This window comes from Calothrix sp. PCC 6303 (assembly GCF_000317435.1).
Lineage (GTDB): Bacteria > Cyanobacteriota > Cyanobacteriia > Cyanobacteriales > Nostocaceae > PCC-6303.
Map to the genome: position 1 here is coordinate 36,921 of NC_019727.1, position 18,093 is coordinate 55,013.

The following is an 18,093-nucleotide window of genomic DNA, read 5'->3' on the forward strand; positions in this document are numbered from 1 at the left end:
TGCTGTATCAGGAAGTTTTCACCGAAAAATATTTTGGCAGTAGTACAACTGTTGTCACTAGGAGTCCTCTTATGCTCAAGCCAGCAACTCCAAAACTATTTTTCTCACTGCTGTTACTGTACCAGTTAGTCGCGCAAAGTGCTGTATAGCAATTTTTTATATGCAGGTTAAAGGTGTTGAGTGCTTATTCACCTATTCCCCAACAAGAGCCAAAATATCAACACCCAGTAAATTCTGTAAAAAATCATAACCCGCCTGTTCTAAATCTCCTGCAAGAGAAAAAGTCAAACTGCGAACTCGAATATTACCAACTTTGATATTCAACGGTTCTGCCAAGGGTGTTGGATAAATTAAAATTGCCTCCTGACATCCTTTCGCTTCCGCATAGGCAACCATCTGACTAATATCACCAGAAGCTGGTTTATCAGCAGCTTTGTACTTTGTATCTAAAACATATTTGGCTATCCCTGTTGCTGTATCATAGATTACTAAGTCAATGTCAAAGTATAATGTCTGAGCCTGACCTAAATAAACTCTTTCTTGGGACTGGATATCTAACGCTTGCCTTTTTAGTGCCTTTTCCCGATGCGCTTTCAGCCAAAGAGCCACAAAGCGTTCGTAAAGTTGCGACATATTAACTAAAAAGGGTAACGTCGCGTTTGCACCTGTTTCATGACTAGGTGCAATATGTTCCAAAAAGAAGCGGCAAAGCGCGTGCAGGGAACGATAGTCTTCATTTAGGCGGTTATATTGTCGTCCTATACAAGTTCTCGGATTGCATTGTTGCAATGTCACCAATCCCTGTAGTAAATGATACGCACGGCGCACCGTTGGCATTACCCGTTCCGTACACAAACCGCTACGAGCAATACACCAAAGCGTCCAAGCGAGAATTTGATTTTCTTCAACGTCTGCGGTATGTTCTTCATAATGGCACTGGATATTAGTATCCCACGGTCGAGTCACCATCTGTCGTATATCAATACGTCCCCGAACATAAGGCAAATGTTCTGTCTTGGGGATGTAAGCACAGTAAAAACCCTGACGACCTCGGTTAAAAATGCGACGAGCAAAAATATCAGCCAGCCGTTCATAAAATTCCTCCAAAGTTTGGCAATCAACCAGTCCCTCCAAAAAGTGAAAACTTTTGAGGTCATAGGCATACTCCAGCATTCCCAGAAGATTACCTAGCTTGACTTTGGGACGCAGGGCAATGTGATTTTCACTTGTTAAGGGAATATGACCAACCCATCCTTGAGCAGTTAGTCGCCAGCGATCGCCTGTTTTTGGAGAAGGGAAGTCCACATTCACCTGATTACCATAATCACGCCACAACATTTCTCCCACCGCATCGGAAAGCAGCGATCGCGGCAATAACTTTGGAACGTACTCAGTTAACTCTATTATTTGTGGCGATGTTACACTCATAGGTCAATTTCCTTCTTGACTTCGTTCCAGCGAAACTGTTCAACTTTACTAGGCTGGTCAAAGAAATATTCTTCCAAATATGGCTCAATCTCAAGTTGCCAAATACTCTCAATTTGGTCAACTAAGTCATCTCGCAGGAAATAGCTGATACCCACAACGAAGTGGGGATTACTAATTGCTTTGTTCAACTCGTTCAGCTTTTGAATCAACTTCTCCACCGGAAAACCACTATCTAAGTGACGACAGCGCAGAATCTCATAGTTTGGGCACAGAGGAATAAAAGCAAAGCGACGACGAAGGGCATAGTCTACTAACGCAATTGAGCGGTCTGCCGTGTTCATTGTGCCGATAATTCGTACATTTGTGGGAATGCTAAACAGCTCACCTGCTGCCAAAGGTATTTTTTCGTTGTGGTACTCCAACAAATACATCAACTCACCAAAAACGCGGGCAACATTGGCACGGTTTATTTCATCTATAATCAGTACGCATATACTTTGACGGCGATATGCTTCCTCACAAAAATCGAGAAACCGTCCATTAACTAGTGGATAATCAAGTTCTCCATCAATTCGTTGTGGGCGAATGCCTTGTACGAAGTCCTCATAAGTATAAGCAGGGTGAAATTGGATAATATCCACAAAACCATTGCTACCTCCAACCAAATATTTAGCCAGTTTTTGGGCAACATATGTTTTACCTGTGCCTGGAGGTCCGTAGAAAATCGCCTGCTTTTTACGCTCTATTGCCTTTAACCAGTTTTCAAGCGTCTTCTCTTCGATTCCAGTATCCAATGCACATTGACTGAGGGAATATTCTGGTTGCATTTCTATTGCTTCAACATCAAAAGTAAATTCGCTAACCTCATCCATTGGCGGGCTTTCCTTACCAATAAAATCATACTTTTTAACAGCAACCAACCAATGACAAAACATATCAAATAAGTCATCATCTCGCATAGATGGTATACCAGACTGACGCATATGAGGAGCCAATTCTGCAATTAATGTTTTTCCTATCGCATTAATAGCTGGATAATCTGTTAGCTTCTGATTATGAGATTCTCCTGTAAAGTAATTGATAACTGGTCGTGATTTCTTATTGATTAACAAAAAATCATCCGGTCGAAGTGCATTCAGGATAGGTGTGAGCATCCCTATTTGGAAGCCTTTACTATAATCTAATTTTGAAAACTCCTTACAAGCTTCTGCCAATTGATTAGGGTAATTATTACAGCGACAAACGAAATTAAAAATTGCTTGAGCTATTTTGGACCAGTCTTCTACTTTTGTCCAACCTGCACCTTCAAACCACTCTCTAATATCTTTGGTGATTGCCGGGGCATGATGAATCCAAACATTTCTTTTACTATTGTTAATTGTTTGTGCATAGGGGAGAAGTTGTAGCAGAACTATTTCATTTATATCTTCTCCAGACTCATTGGCAGAAACAATTGCCTGAAAATTCTCCCTTGCTTTCTGGCGCTGCTCATGGTATACCTTCTGATGACGTAATCCATCCTGGGTATAAGGATAAGAACTAATAAATTCTTTAAATAATTTGATAAATTCGTTATTTTTCTCTGAAATAAAAACCTTTCGGTCATTATATAGTTTATTTATACTCATTTGCTTGTCGCTCATACAATAGCAAGAGAAAATCCACCTTAATAGTTAATATTAGTTGTTTGCTTGTTTGCCATAATATATGAATTTTCTCCACCTAGAAGCATAATAGTTTTATATTCTGTTTCATTAAGATAACGATAGCTTTGAGGAGGACGCAAGTAAGATATTTTCTCCTTTAAACGATGCAATTCAATAGGATTTTCAAATTTTTTGGCGTTTATAAAAAAAATCCCTACTGCGACTGATGCTCCTTCATAATATTTGTAAAAATCTTTGCGTTTGATACCAGCATGGTCTTTAACTTGTTCCCAGAATTCTTTTAAACCATTTTTTGAAGCTTTTTTTTCAACAACAAAATTTACTTCAAAAAAGCCTAAAAAAGTTTTTTTAGGAGATGATGCATACACAATAACAATATCTCCTGTTTTCACACGAGTTCGCACTCTACGTAATTCTACTTGTTTAGTTTGTTCCTCAAAAATTTTATTGGCATACTCAGGCTTAATTGAGATTAAAAGTATGTTGCATGGCATGATAAATTTTTACATATAAAATTATCTATTTCTTAAATTATACAACCTTATAAATGACTCTTTATTAATTTTATTGGGAGAGACAAGTAACAAATTATCTTTATTCAAAACTTGCTGTAACTCTTGATAAGATACAGGATTATTAAATAATTCTGTATTACTAAAGCGAATTGCCATAATATTTCCAGTTTTTCTATCTTTTGATATACTTTCAACATCACTTAATTGATAAACTCCTAATCTTTGAAAACGTCGGTAAAGCTCTTTGGGTTTACCAATAATTACCTCATCTACATAAGAACAAGCACGAATATGACGGACATTGTAAAAACCTTTACCTTTACCTTCACGTTGAGTCTCGCTAATATACCAAAGAATTCGACAAGGGGCATTTAATCCCCTAGAGTTTCTTATGGCTCGATAGTAAACTGCTTCACGATTAAATGCTAATTCTGGTTTAGCTCCAAATCCATCCAAAGGAAGCATTTGATTCGCTAAATGTTCATCAAATAAACATGAAGCCCATCTAGGTTGAATAGGGATAATAAAGGTAGGAATTTCATAATTAGTAATTTTTGCCGGAAAAAGAAATCGTTCAATATCTACTGATGATTGAGCATCTATAACTATATTTTCGTTATTAAGATTATTAGCAAGTTTCCTAATAAAATCATATTCATCTCCAAAATTAGAGACTAAACTAGTAATATACTCTGATAATTCAGAGGAAGTTTTTACAACCGATAAATTTGCTTTCAGCCACCCATTCAGAACCTTTACAAAAGCATCTTCTTGAATAGCTTCGGTAACAGCATCTTCTAGATATGGGTCAGTTATTCTTGTAAAATGTCGCTGTTCGCTAGCAGATTTCAATATAGATTTAAAAATTATGTGACGTGCAAGAGTAGACGAGAGATTATGATTTCCAACTCTAAGTATCGGGATTTCTAGTTCATGTTTTTTCTGCTTTCCATACACAATTAAAGCAAATGTACTAGTATCAGACTCTCTCACAACAACACATTCAAATTTATTATGTTCAGCTAAATAACGTCGTAATTTCTGCTGAAACTCTACTTGACTCTCTTTTAATTTAGAGTTATGAAAATAATTAGCTAAAAATTCTTCTTGTCCACTTTGAACCTGTATTTGTTCTAAGGATGTACCAGAAAGACGTACAGGCTGGTAGTCAGGTTTATCCCTCAGTTCATCTAGCCGCAAAATAAGTTCTTCAGGATGAATAACCGAAAACCTAAAGTTTTCATAGATTACATCTGCTAAGTCTAATAATTGCTTATCTCTAGTTAAAAATACATTAGATTCGGATGTGATACTCCTAGCAATATAACGTAAGTTAGATTCATGAATTTTCAAATTATATCTGATGATTATTTCTTGTAAAAGATTGAAATTATCCTCCAATCTTTGATTGTTGCAAGGTAAGCAAGTAAAAGATTCTGCAAAACAACGCTGACTATCCCTCTCTTGACTGTTATCAATTCGGTTAATTTGATTCAAAATTTCATCATTTATGCACAAATTCAATTCAGTCTGTACCCAGTCAGCTAGTAATATATTTCCCTCTTCACTATCAATCGAATCGTCATTTTTAAGAGTATATAAATCCCAGAAAATATCAGGAGCAATTACAGCACACAACCTAGACTCAAGTTGTTGCTGAATCATTGTAGAAAATAGAGGAAGGGGATTGTGTTCAAATACCCAGCGAGTAAGAATTGTTTTCTTCTTTTTACTCCTACCTTCTGTATCCTTACAGGCAATAAAACCAAAGCTCGACCACATTCCTTGTAGGTTATAATCTCGACGGCAACTGAGCCTAATTCCGCGAGAAGATGTTGTTATTTGCTTGAGGCGATCAACAAGTTGTTTGGCTACTCCCTTACCCCGACAATCTGGATCGATACATAGATGAGCGATCGCAAACCAGTCCCGCGAACGTCGATATAATAGATACCCAACGCAGCTACCTTCAGAATCAAGCGCTACAAGGATTTGACGATGCGCTGCTCGTTCCTCAAATGCTCCTTTGGGCAAGTTACCAAGTGTTTTTGAGTTCGCTCGCCACAGTTTTATGACTGTTGCTAAGTGTTGAGAATAATTATCTATCGATTCAATTTTGATTTGTGCGTCAGTTGTCACTTTTAGTTGCCTTGAACAGTTATTTTTAGCTTTCTGATTTAATGGTAAATCCCTGTTTGTTTCCAGTGTGGTTTTTTACACACTCCACTCCTTTTTAAAGCCAAACGCAACGGCATCATAAAAATGACATAATTTCTCTTCACATAAACGTATTCCCATCTAATTGCCAGATAAATGAATGAAATCGATGCATCTGCTTCTTCTTTTAACCCCCATCCTCCACCGGACACCCCAACCGCACCGCTAAATTCTGACAGTGTTGTCCTACCTGGGTTTGCAAACTCCCAACTGTAACCGGATTCCCTGGTAACTGTACCGCAAACAACCGTCCGGGATGTATTTCATCCCACATCGAACGCATCTGTGCCCCTCGTCCCTTACCGGGTGCATGGATACCAAAGCCAGAAATAACGCTGCACCATAGGGGTTGGAAGTGCCGTATCAAAACAGCTTCCCCCCAAGCAACCAAATCAACCGCCATCGCCAACACCGTAAAATCAAAATCCGCAACATCAAGATTTGTGGTTTGGCGGATGGAACTGCGATGTTCCCGCAAACGCCCAATTAACCCTCCCGCAACGCTTCCCTTACCAGTACGCTTGCCTGGATTCTCAGCCTTGCCAATATAAATCGGCATACAGCAAGAATTTTGGTTCGCAACCCGAATACCTGAATACAAGGGAAATTCTCCCCTGTAATAAAGTAAATAGATACCCACATAGCCAGCCAACTCTTCTTTAAAATCTTCCAGTTCGGTGAGAGGATGGCATTGCTGTCTAGATTGAAACTCAATTAATTGGTCGCGTAAAGTGGCAGGTGCCTGAAAAACCTCTAAGGGCATGATAATTAAAACTAGACAGCACCTATCATCTTCCTGCCAACTGCCAATGAGTGCAAATTTTCAAGCAACTAAGTTCAAATTTTCCCCGAACGACTGACAACTTTTTTCCCAACTGTCAGTTCCTGCAAATGGTTGCGGATGCTGGCAGCAATAATATAAGCAAGGGTAACGGGAACCGCATTACCAATTTGACGCATCGACTCACCCCAGGTACAGGGAAAATAATAATCATCGGGGAAAGTCTGCAATCTTGCCGCCTCCCGCACCGTAAAATAACGCACTTTCCCAGAAGGCAAAGCTAGCATATTCTCTCCACCAGGAACACCATGTACCCCTGCTTTCAAAGTTTTCGCAGGCTCGTCCAAAGGACTACCAGTGTGTCCTGGATAACTTCTCGCCCCCGGTATGTAAACATGGTTGGGTATCGATGCCGCTAGATCGACGTTTTCAGGCGGTGGCAAGTCAGAAATAGCATCCCGGACCGTACACCAGGGAGAGGCGATTCCCTTCGGGATAGCTTCGCTTACCGTACCTAACAAATTTGCTCCAAATCGTTGTAGACGCGATCGCAATCTCGCTGGTATTTCTGGACGGTCATGACTAGAAATACCGTGCTTCTCCCAATACTCACCCGTCACCCACTTGTGCCAAATCAAAGCTTCTTCGGTGTGGGTTGGTTCGGGAAAAGACCAATTAGCATTCAAATCGTCACGAAAACCCACGATAAAAACCCGTTCCCGCTTCTGCGGTACACCATAATCAGCCGCATTCAGCAACCTAAAAGTAACCCGATAACCAAGGTCATCACTAGCACCACTATTGTGATGGCGTTCCAAGCGTGCCAAATGGTCAACCCAGGACTCATCCTGTTTGGGCTGTAATTCGGGATGGGCGAGCTGCAACGTAATGTATTCAAAATAATTGATAAAATTTTGACGCAGCAACCCCCGCACATTCTCAATCAAAAAGGCTTTGGGACGTAACTCCCGCACCGCTTGAAAAAACCGGGGAAACATATCCCGTTCGTCAAGATGGGCACCATGCCTACCACCAATCGAAAACGGTTGACAGGGTGGACCACCAGCCAATAAATCTATTTCCCCACCAACAGTAGAAAAATCGAAATCCACCACATCCATCTGATGGACGCACCAATCTCTAACAACAGATACCCCGCGCTGTTGATTTTCCCGAATGGTGTGGCAACTGTGCTTATCGCGTTCGACGAGTGCTAAATGATGGAAGCCAGCCTTAGCTGTTGCGATCGCCAAACCTCCAGCACCCGTAAATAACTCTACTGATTTCACTTTTTTAATTTAGAAGCGGATATTGTAAAACATATTTCTCTAAAATCTTCTTCTAACCCAACTTATGATATAGCAGTTTTTTTGGGGAATGAAAATTATCTATCAAATATCTAAATTTATGTTGAGATTAAATCACTCTAATTATCCTTCACTCACTTAAATTATTGTATAGCTGGAAGCAATGGTTTTCATTTTTGTCAAGTAATCGGATGATATAATCCCGTTTTATCATTAAATTCCCAGCCAATACCAGAAGTATCCTTGCGCTTAGACCAAGCAAAAAAAAGTGGTGCGGGTTGACTTTCCCTTTCCTTGCGTAAACTTTCTGGAGTTACCCCCAACCTTGAAGCCAAACTTTCTTCTGTAATGGGCTGAAACTTAACAGGTTGCCCTTGATTATAAGAATTGCCATAGTATGACTTACTTCGCCGAGGTTGATTATTAATATTACTTTGAATCTGGATAATTGCCTCAGCAAATTGTGCTAGCCGATTATTTATAGAATCGATTTTTTGCTCTAAATCATATATACGTTTAGTCGATGGAACCTCATTGCTATTTGAAGAACCCGACAGTTGGGATTCTAAATTATCCAAGCGATCGCATAGCGACTCGAAACGAGTATCGCAAATCTCCGATATAGTTTGAGAGGCAGAATTTTGGAGACTACCACTGCCATCATCCAAGGTAAATATCAAATCATCCAACCCAGAAAGCACCTCCCTTGTGCGTCCCTGTCGATGCAACCGGGATAATTCCCTCACCGCATCAATTAAAGGAGTGGGTACGCGCAACATTTGGCTGGGTTTGTTCTCGTCGGACATAGTGATATCGCAATTGCTAGCAATGAATCACGCTATCTACTTGATAGCATTGATATCAGAGTATCAGGAATTGGATCGGGAAAAGTCAGATTGTTCAATCGACCATTTTTAATGCAGAGTAATGCGCGAGAGAATTGCATTGTCAGTAGATTGAAAACTTTTGTAAGTTGACGAAAGAATAAGGGTTTCAGCCGACGTTTTGGGGTTGAACGTCGCGATGTCTACGACGGGCTGCGCCTACGCTTGCATTGCACTCTTAACCCATCAAGAACGTCCGTCCCTTGAAAAGCGGACTATAACAGGATTACGACAAATTGTGTTCCTCAACTCAAATAAACGACTGGTAAGAGTTCTGGAAAACTTTTCGGTCTACTGATTGTGACTTCCTACCAATCTAGCAGCACTTTAAACCCATAAAAAGCAAAATCATTACGACTGCGGATTAATTGCGATGAAAAGCCAACGCGAGGGGAAAATAAGGTCGATTGTAATGTAAAGTGATTGTGAGAATGTACGTTTTAACAAGCTCTTAACGCGCACAACCCGCCTAAATCAACGGTTTTCGTCTATGTCTGGTATCATCACCCTCCGCTCTATTACCTATGTCAGTGCAATTACACAGAGCGATAGTAAACAAATTCTCGAAGTGTTACTGACGCAAAAACGGTCGGAACACACCCGCAGGGCTTATTCCCATGACTTGCGGAATTTCTTTAGTCTCATTGCTCCCGGTCGTGAATTAACATCCGACCTCGCCCGCGAATTTTTAGGGCTATCAAAAACCCAGGCAATTTCGGTGGTGGTTGCCTACCGCAACCATCTTTTCGAGCAAGGTTTAGCGCCAGCGACAATTAACCGCAGAATCAGCGCGATTAAGTCTTTGGTGGAAATGGGGCAGATTTTTGACATCTGCAATTACGACCTGGAAGTGATTAAAAATGAGAAAGTTAGACCCTATCGGGATACTAAGGGGATAGAGGTTCCAGAGGTGATTAAGCTATTTGAGGCGATCGATACTTCGACTCTGGGGGGGAAGCGCGATTATTCCATCATGCGGCTGCTTTGGAGTAATGCCCTGCGGCGCGGGGAGATTCCCAGTTTAGATGTGAAGCATTTTAAATATGCCAGATGTCAAATCGAGGTTAGCGGTAAGGGACGCAATGGGGAACGGGAGTTGGTGACAATTTCTCAAAAAACGGCTGCTGCAATTTCTGATTGGTTGCAAGCATCTAATGCTGCTGATAAGCCTAATGAACCCATTTTTATTTCCCTCGATCCGGTACGGTTTGGGAATCGGTTAACTGGGGAAGCGATACGTTTAATTGTTGTTAAATATTGTAAGTTGGCGGGGATTGAAAAGCAGATGAGTCCCCACCGGGTAAGGCATAGTGCGATTACCGAAGCGTTGAACCAAAATAATGGTAATATTCGGGCTACTCAAAAGTTAAGCCGCCATTCTGACCCCAGGACTGTGATTATTTATGATGATAACCGTGTTGATTTGCAGGGTGCTTTGACTAGGCAGCTTGATGATTTGATTTAACAATTTACATCGTATCGTTGAGGTTGAAATTTACCAGGTTCGGTACTGAAGTCGTGAATGTTTCAGTTAACTATATACTTTCTTTATATTATCGATAACTTCATTTAAATTTTTGTTATGCATCCAACCTACATAACCGCCAAATATCATTTTGTTGTTGGAATCTGCTAAAAATAGGTGTTTTACTTGTGCCGGATTTATGTAAATTTTAACTAATGTTTTATCTTTCAATGTGAACAAGGGTACTGCTCTTTGAAAATCTCTACTATGAGCCATAGTCATACCAGGTACATTGACCAATATTTCAATAACTTGTTGTGTTGTTTTAGAAATACTTGAAGCAATTTCAGCTTCATTATTCCATTCCATTAAATAATCAAGTGCTTTTTCAGATAATTTAAAACCAGATTCAAATGCACCAAATAGATTTAACATTTTAATTTCCTTCAGTTAATACTGTGGGTTCGCTTATTTTTAAACTCCAAATTGAATTAAAGCTTTAATTCAAAGAGAAAAGGGCTATTTTTAAGTAAACAGCCAAGACAATTGATGTTTGCTATTTGTTCATCCAATCGCCAATCCAGAGCGATCGCTTGACTTTCAAGACAGTCGCTACGTCTCTAATTTAAGGAGGTAGCGACTGAGTGGCGTAAATGTAATTCAACCTATTCTGATAAATCCGGCGACATTTGCCATGTTTTGCGTAAAGTTACCGCTAATATTCTCATCGCTGTGATTACCTTCAGAGGTTTGAATCTCAGAACTCCTAGATTTGTCGTATCCCCTAACAATGCCTATGTGATCTAGTTGTGAATTGTTTCTTTGCCAATCAAAAACAAGGATGTCTCCAGGCTGAGGAGTGATACTTCCTTTTGGATACCAATACCCATTCTTTTTAGCCCAGTACTTCCAAGATTGAACTAAAGCCATTGTGGCATCGAATCCTTGACTAGGAATATCTGGAATTTCAATTCCTACTTCCCTACAACAATAAGCCACAAAGGCAGCACACCAGTTATAAAAGACTGGTTCTGAACCAATATGAGCTAATCTACGCATAGGTTCGCGGAAAGGCTTGAGATACTTCTCAGCTTCACTATTTGCTCCCTTCCATACCAATTCCTTAGCTGCTTCCTGTTCAGCAAAGTCAGCGAGTTTAGCACGAATGTCTGGCGGCAGCTTGTTATCAAATTTACCACCAAGAGCAGTCCAAGTCTGTAAACCAACCTCCCCATCTACATCAATTCTGGTTGCTTTTTGGAAGTTCTTCACAGCAGCTTCAGTTTGAGAACCAAACTCTCCATCTACTTCTCCTGCATTAAACCCTTTAGCATTCAGGACTCTTTGCAGTGCTTTGACATCCTCTCCTTCAACTCCTAGACGAAGATAACGGGTAAGAGTAGGTAATTCAAAGGCAGAAAAGCCAGAATATTTTAAATTCAACGCCTCGCCACGTTCACCTGCATTAGGAACACGCCAAATTGATGAGCCTGGATAATTATTTAAATAATCTTGAAGTTCTGCTTTTGTAGCAGGCTTTTGTGTATCACTTTCCGAACCCCAAATTGGCAGAATTGGTTTTTGCAAACCTATGCGTTGATGTGCATCTAAGCAATCCTTAACCTCTTGTGAAGTGGTAGGCTTGAAAGTGAATTTTTCAAAGTAAATCTGCGGTAAAGCTATATCGCAATACTTATCCAAAATCTTCCAAGGAACATTAGGGTGAAGTCCAGGATGACCGAAACTGGTATATCCAAGTGTTCCTTCCTTAACCAAAGGACGAAGCTCAAACAGAAGTTTGTCTACATAAATGTGAGTGGTGTTGTCTTCAACTTCCTTTTCCAAATCAAGGATATAGCCATCCAATTTGCAATCAAGAGCTTGCTTTACTGCTGATATCTGTTCAACGATATTATCAGTTCCGTAATGATATCCCCATCCGTAAACTTCGACACCGCGAGATGTGAATTCCTTAATTATTTCTGGAGAACATTGATGGCTCCAAAACATTGGTCTACTTTTACCATCAAAAACTTTGAGGTAGACTCGCTTTACCTGACATTTAACTAAGCTGTCAAGGTAGTTATTTTCGAGTTCTAACAAATTCCAAATCCATACACCATTAGGATGTGTATTCATGATCATTTTCTCCTTTTATTTTTATTGAAACTGAAGTTACGGCTGAAAAAAATATTTTGGTAAGCTTTAAGATATTTAAGGAAGAGGAGCTGATTCGCTAACCTTCTTTGCCTTCTATATACATATATTATCTTGGTGAAATCAGATTGCTAATTAACTATTTTTCGGCAAGAAACAATAATAATTCATTATTTTTAGATAATAATAAGACTTACACAATAACTACGATTTTGCGTCATTATGATCTGCGCGTCTACGCGCAGCGGCTTCCCGCAGGGTAATATCAGAAACTCTGGTATTGCTTTCCTGAACTACGTTTCGATTGTAATGACAAATAGTGCTTGCGTAAGTCATGAATAAAAATCAAAATCTCCAACTTATTAAATAAGTCGGAGATATGAGTAGGTTTTTTCCAAATCAAATAGTATTCTATATTATTTACTTTTCAGCAACTATATGTAGCTTCATATAGGAATCCTATTTGATTTTTGAAAAAACTCCGTGTACAGCTTTTTCTAAACTCTCAAAGCTTGTCAGTTCTTCAGTTTGAGTGTTTCGATAAAGAATTTCTGCTGCTTCAAGCAAACAGGCTTCCAGACGTTGGCAGTCTTCAGGAGTCATAGTAGATGTACTTGTAGAATGTAACTATCTTCCCTGATTTACACATGTTTTTGCAAAGGTGAGATGCTCCCTCTCCTGATTCATTAAAATTATCCCAACTGATTTTATCTAAAAATACATAACCATTAAAAAAACTTGCAGATTTTTCGCCCCAAATTCTACCTTTTTGCCGGCTTTGCCTCTGAATATCGGGCGAATATGTGGCTGGCTTATGCTTACTATTCAGTCGTCTATACTTGTTTTATTCTCTTCGTACAAACATAGTTGTTGGCGATAAACTTCTCCAACTACCAACAACATTTTATATTCTCTTTTACTTAACTTTTCTAGACTCCCTCCCCAGATGATTAACTCATCAGTATAAGCTAAATTTATTTTGATATATCTCAGTTGTTTATTTATTTTCTTCTCTCTTTATTCAAAAATCGACGTTTTTTTACGATTTTTAAATATTTTTTCTAGCAACTTGACGATATGTTCTCGGTTTGTTTTTTACTCTGCCTTTCAGTTGCTTATACAGTCTATATATGATTATTTCTATTTGTTTTCTTGCTTGGTTGAGTAGTTCTATATCTCTGGGATAACTAATATCTCCCGGTGTAAAACTCGCATCTAGTATTAATTTCCCATTGTTTTCGATTTCTTCTGAATATCCTTTTTTTACATCCTCTATATCTATCTTACTCGCTGCTGATTCCTGTTGAAAAGATGTCATTTCTTCCATCTTCAAAACCATTCTCTTATTTACTTTATTTACCAAATCTACATTTATTCTTGAACGAAAATGAACTAACATTGATGCATTAAATGGGGTAACATTACTATAGCTTGACATCCCTATAAAGTACTGTAGATAAGGTATTGTCGTAATGGACGAGGTTTATCCCGGATTCAGCTATTCCGATCAAAAACGTGTAACGATAAATGCCGCCAAACCAACAGCGATCGCATCCTCAAGAATCGCAGATGGGAAATTACCAATTTTAGCGATCGCAGCAACCCGTACAGCACGACCCCCATAAGTACCTATTAGTGAACCGATAACACCAAGAATCCCACCAAAGATAGGAGATGCACCGTGTCTCCCAGAAAAACTTGACCCCACAAACGCACCACTAAAGAGACGTAAACTAAGAGCAGGTAAACTTGTGCGGGAAGGTATGAACGGTAGCTTGTCGCCGATCAATTCGGCAAAAGCAGCAATCGCACAGAGAATACCAACAATACCACCGCGAGTTATCAAAAGGGCTGCGATTGGCGTAAATGCTCGTAAACCTGATACAATTCCAAGGAAGAAGGTGACGATAAGAATGGCGAACATGGTAAAATGCTCCTAATAAATATAGAGAAATACAAGTCAAAGAATTATAGTTGTCCGCGCTTTTTTAACTCGTCTTCGATATAAGCTCGTATTCTTTTGATTAACATTCCTTGCTTAAAATTCCAGAGTAAATTCAAGGTATTGTGGAGTAACCAATCGTTAACTAAGTGATTGTTAAGGTGAGAAAAAATATCCTGCGAGCGAGTTTTTATTTGTTTTTCTAGGGAATTAAGTTGTTCTTTTGGATATCTTGGCCACTCTGGTAGGGCAATTTCTTTTTCTGCTGAACCAACTAGAGGAATAATTGGCAAAAAGTAAGATTCATCTTTATTCTGTTTGAAAACTTGCCATTTTGGATTATTCTTTAGTGTTGGGGACCAGGAATTAAATAGCGGGTTAGAGGCTGATAAAACAAAATATTCTTTGAGGAACTTTTGGCAATTACGGCGGCCAAGTATATAGTCGTGGTGGCGAAAACTCGGGTGCAGGAAACCACCAAAAGCACGCAGACTACCAGAAGCTAACGGTTTTAAGCGATCGCTTTCTCTAACGGGGCTAATTAAAAAACGGCTGTAGATATTTTCATCTTGAGCTAAAATTAATTCTTCAGGTTTGAACCGAGCATTAGCCATGAGAGCGTAGAACAACCGCAACATGATACTGGGTAAATTAGTGTCAGGATTTACAGCTGCTACATCATCAGGGAAAGGATCGATTAAAACAGTAGCCCATTTTGCTTGTTGTGGATCTCGAGAGTTATGCTGTTCATCAACTTGTAAATGCGAGCGTACAAGTTCTATTGGTTCGTTGTTAAGTGAACCCCCATCAACTGCAAGGAATTGGTAAGAACCTGTATCGACTGATGATATATCTGGGCTAATAGAGCGATATGAGTAATATTGACACGTTGAAATCGAAGTAGGTACTTTCCACAAGCGCTTTTCGTATTCCTCAGTACTAACTCTTACTAAATCACGAGCCGCTAAAGCACCTGGGAACGCACTGCTGGCTAAAGCTGATTGAACCATTAGTTGCCATTTACTTGCATCACTACCATCTGGATTGAGAGCGATTGCATTACCAACAATTTCAGTATTTGTCCCTAAAGCAAAATGCATGTAATCTGCATGGAGAACCATTTTATGCCCTTTAATACCAGGGTCTGCTCCTTGTGTTGATATTGTATAAGGAACACCACGCAGATTGGTGACACACATATAAACTTGAAGTGGGTCAGCGAAATAAGGTCGTTTTTTTAATGCGCTTTTGTTATTAATAACACTATGAATAACATCCTTACCAATAGCATCAAGAATGCTAGAGTCTAAAACTGATAAGAATTGAGCTTTAGGATCGGCTAAATCCTTAGTCTTCAAGAATTCAGAAATATCAATTTTTTGTACCCAAGCCTCGTAGAACTTATTATTTACAGGTTTCTCCCCTGGATATTGGGTAACAGGTGTAATGTCATCAAACAAAGAAGCAGCAGTTATAGCAGCGGTAATTCCACCAGCAGAAGTTCCAGAAATAGCTTTGATAATAACATCATGGCAAGGAATTTCCCATTGAGAATAATCCTCGCCGTGCAGTTGCTGTTGCATTTGTTTCTCTTGATACCAATTATCAAGAGCCTCAATTAAAAAATCAATAACACCTGAGCTATAAGCACCAGCAGAAACTGCACCAGCCATAACTAAACCAATTTCAAAAGCAGGAGATTTATCTTGCATAAATTTCTTTTTATCTTTTTTGATTTCAAGTATGTTCTTCGCTCGGACTTCAGTTAAATAAATCAATTACCTTGAGCGTGCTTAATAATAACATCACTCGCTTTTTCACTAACCATGTAAATAGCTGTAACAATAAAGAAGCCGGGAATATAAGGAAAAACAGACGCATCAACTACGCGCAAATTCTGCGTTCCATATACTCTAAAATTGCTATCCAAAACAGCCATTCTGTCTTCTTTGCGTCCAATTTTACAGGTTCCGCAAGCGTGGTGTCCCCAAGCTTCATCTTTTACAAATTGCTTAATTTCCTCTGGTTCGTCAATAATTTTCCCAGGTAGTAACTCGGCTTTTGTAAACAGCTTACTTTTATTGGTAATGCGTCTGACAAACTCAACTCCCTTAACAACAGACTGCAAATCTTCTTGCTTGACATCATTTCCTTCATCAAAGTAACGGAAATTAATTACCGGGACATCTCGAGGGTCTGCTGTTTTTAAAGTTACCGTACCTGCTGTATTGTTTGTATGAGCTTTCAGAATCGCCCAAGTAAAAATATTCTGTGCTTTACTAATTTCTTCTGAATATTTGAGAAAATAACCTTTAAAGAATGCTGGCAACCCAAAAATAAACAAGTCTGGGTCTTTTCTCTGTTCGTGGGACTTTTTAATAATACCTACTACCGCTCCATTGGTTGCGTACACACCAGATTTAGTCGCTTTCCATTGGAGAAGACAGGAGTCAGTTATTTCCTCACCAGGTTGTGGTTCTTTAAATGTACAATTTTCCAAGATAGGGAAATCTTCATTCATTTGACTTACCACACCAACTTCATAGCGGTCCTGCAAATTAGCACCAACTCCTGGGAGGTCTACGCGGACTTCGATTCCTAATTCGGATAGTTCTTCTTTCGGTCCAATCCCAGATAGTTTAAGTAATTGAGGGGTATTGAAAGCACCACCAGAAAGAATTACTTCTCTTTTTATATATACCCTGCGTATCGTTTGGGGGTTATTTTCTGTATCGGCTTTCGGGTCAGCTCTGTATATATGTTTTCCCTCCAGGTACTCTACGCCAATTGCAGTATTGCTATCGCCAAACAAGACTTGGGTAACGAATGCATGGGTTTTAATAATTAATCGGTCAGGAAACTGGCTTTCAACTTTCCGGATATATTCTCTTGTACCGTTGCGCTTACCACCGTTGATAGCAAGGGGAATGAAAAACACACCTTCAGAACTTTTTTGCGCGACTTCCCAATCATTAGGGTCTAAAAGTTCATCGACAAAATCCAGTGAGTCTTCGTTTCTACCTCTGAAAAAAGTTTTGAGATTATCAAAGAATCTATCGAATAAGTTATAAACCAGACTTAAGGGATTTTTACGCTTTTCTTGGAATGTGGTTAAAGCAGCCTTGATAATTACACTCAATAACTGCCAATCGCCAGTTAATAACTTGAAATCGGCGCGATTAGTCGTTAGCCATCCATCAAAACCGTGACGGGTGGGGTTTTCGTTGGGATTAATTGGGCGGTCAATATACTCGCAGCGTTCCAATCTCTCAAAATATTTTCGCATATTCTCGCTGCGCCATGAAGAGTCGCCAGTGATGCTGGCAATTTTATCCCAGTCACTGTTGTGGGGATACACTGTAATCATTGCATTATGGGCAGTACATCCACCAAGAGTGCCGGCTCTGGGATATAAAATACCTTGATATTGTTTGTCATACTTTAAATCGCGGCGTTGTTGTTCTTCATTAGAATAGTGCTTGACAAAGAAATCCCACCTTAAATCCTCGTCTTCTGTTGACCGAGCGTGGAAAGCTGGTACTGAGTAAGTATAGCGTTCGCGTTCTTTGCCCTGTTCGTCGCGCAAGGGGTCTCCACCTGCTTCTAATAGCAAAACTTTATAACCTGAAGAAGCTAAATTTGCTGCTAAAGGACCACCCCCAGCACCGGAACCAACAACGATATAATCAAATTCTAGATTTTCTAACATTTGCATATTACCTTAATCCAA

The 18,093-nt window shown here is 39.4% G+C and carries 14 protein-coding genes and 1 pseudogene; 1 reads left to right on the forward strand and 14 read right to left on the reverse strand.

The window, feature by feature from the left end; all coding sequences use genetic code 11:
- Positions 1–192: 192 nt before the first annotated feature.
- The 7 genes from CAL6303_RS27675 to CAL6303_RS27705 form a co-directional block, all read right to left on the reverse strand.
- Entirely contained in the window at positions 193–1,428 is a 1,236-nt protein-coding gene (locus CAL6303_RS27675) for an McrC family protein (RefSeq protein WP_015173916.1), read from the reverse strand.
- Positions 1,425–3,056, reverse strand: a complete 1,632-nt coding sequence (locus CAL6303_RS27680) for an McrB family protein (RefSeq protein ID WP_015173917.1) — start codon at positions 3,054–3,056, stop codon at positions 1,425–1,427. The genes CAL6303_RS27675 and CAL6303_RS27680 overlap by 4 nt, the downstream gene beginning before the upstream one ends.
- Positions 3,057–3,094: 38 nt before the next feature.
- Positions 3,095–3,589 (reverse strand): hypothetical protein, encoded by a 495-nt coding sequence (locus CAL6303_RS27685; protein WP_015173918.1) that lies wholly within the window; start codon positions 3,587–3,589, stop codon positions 3,095–3,097.
- Between the two features lie 21 nt (positions 3,590–3,610).
- Positions 3,611–5,749 carry a GNAT family N-acetyltransferase gene (locus CAL6303_RS27690; protein WP_015173919.1) on the reverse strand — a complete coding sequence of 713 codons (2,139 nt, stop codon included), beginning with the start codon at positions 5,747–5,749 and terminating at the stop codon, positions 3,611–3,613.
- A 205-nt stretch (positions 5,750–5,954) separates the two neighbouring features.
- Positions 5,955–6,590 carry an Eco29kI family restriction endonuclease gene (locus tag CAL6303_RS27695; RefSeq protein ID WP_015173920.1) on the reverse strand — a complete coding sequence of 212 codons (636 nt, stop codon included), beginning with the start codon at positions 6,588–6,590 and terminating at the stop codon, positions 5,955–5,957.
- 74 nt (positions 6,591–6,664) lie between these two features.
- Positions 6,665–7,897 (reverse strand): DNA cytosine methyltransferase, encoded by a 1,233-nt coding sequence (locus CAL6303_RS27700; protein ID WP_015173921.1) that lies wholly within the window; start codon positions 7,895–7,897, stop codon positions 6,665–6,667.
- A gap of 197 nt (positions 7,898–8,094) precedes the next feature.
- Complete coding sequence (locus CAL6303_RS27705; RefSeq protein ID WP_015173922.1) at positions 8,095–8,721, reverse strand: hypothetical protein; 627 nt, start codon at positions 8,719–8,721, stop codon at positions 8,095–8,097.
- Between the two features lie 568 nt (positions 8,722–9,289).
- Here CAL6303_RS27705 and CAL6303_RS27710 point away from each other — a divergent pair.
- Complete coding sequence (locus CAL6303_RS27710; protein WP_015173923.1) at positions 9,290–10,264, forward strand: tyrosine-type recombinase/integrase; 975 nt, start codon at positions 9,290–9,292, stop codon at positions 10,262–10,264.
- Positions 10,265–10,330: 66 nt separating this feature from the next.
- On the opposite strand, the gene CAL6303_RS27715 is transcribed toward CAL6303_RS27710, so the two are convergent.
- The 7 genes and pseudogenes from CAL6303_RS27715 to CAL6303_RS27740 form a co-directional block, all read right to left on the reverse strand.
- On the reverse strand, positions 10,331–10,699 hold the full coding sequence (locus CAL6303_RS27715; protein ID WP_015173924.1) for a hypothetical protein: 369 nt from the start codon (positions 10,697–10,699) through the stop codon (positions 10,331–10,333).
- Positions 10,700–10,924: 225 nt separating this feature from the next.
- Positions 10,925–12,403: a peptidoglycan-binding protein gene (locus CAL6303_RS27720; protein ID WP_015173925.1), complete on the reverse strand. Its 1,479-nt coding sequence runs from the start codon at positions 12,401–12,403 to the stop codon at positions 10,925–10,927.
- 477 nt (positions 12,404–12,880) lie between these two features.
- On the reverse strand, positions 12,881–13,024 hold the full coding sequence (locus tag CAL6303_RS30570) for a hypothetical protein (protein ID WP_015173926.1): 144 nt from the start codon (positions 13,022–13,024) through the stop codon (positions 12,881–12,883).
- A gap of 70 nt (positions 13,025–13,094) precedes the next feature.
- Positions 13,095–13,883: pseudogene (locus CAL6303_RS31315) on the reverse strand (IS5/IS1182 family transposase); the annotation flags it as partial.
- 45 nt (positions 13,884–13,928) lie between these two features.
- Positions 13,929–14,345 carry a hypothetical protein gene (locus CAL6303_RS27730; RefSeq protein ID WP_015173927.1) on the reverse strand — a complete coding sequence of 139 codons (417 nt, stop codon included), beginning with the start codon at positions 14,343–14,345 and terminating at the stop codon, positions 13,929–13,931.
- Positions 14,346–14,389: 44 nt separating this feature from the next.
- Positions 14,390–16,141, reverse strand: coding sequence for a patatin-like phospholipase family protein (locus tag CAL6303_RS27735; protein WP_158333195.1), 1,752 nt, complete (start codon positions 16,139–16,141; stop codon positions 14,390–14,392).
- Entirely contained in the window at positions 16,138–18,072 is a 1,935-nt protein-coding gene (locus CAL6303_RS27740; protein ID WP_144051164.1) for a GMC family oxidoreductase, read from the reverse strand. The genes CAL6303_RS27735 and CAL6303_RS27740 overlap by 4 nt, the downstream gene beginning before the upstream one ends.
- Between the last annotated feature and the right edge of the window lie 21 nt (positions 18,073–18,093).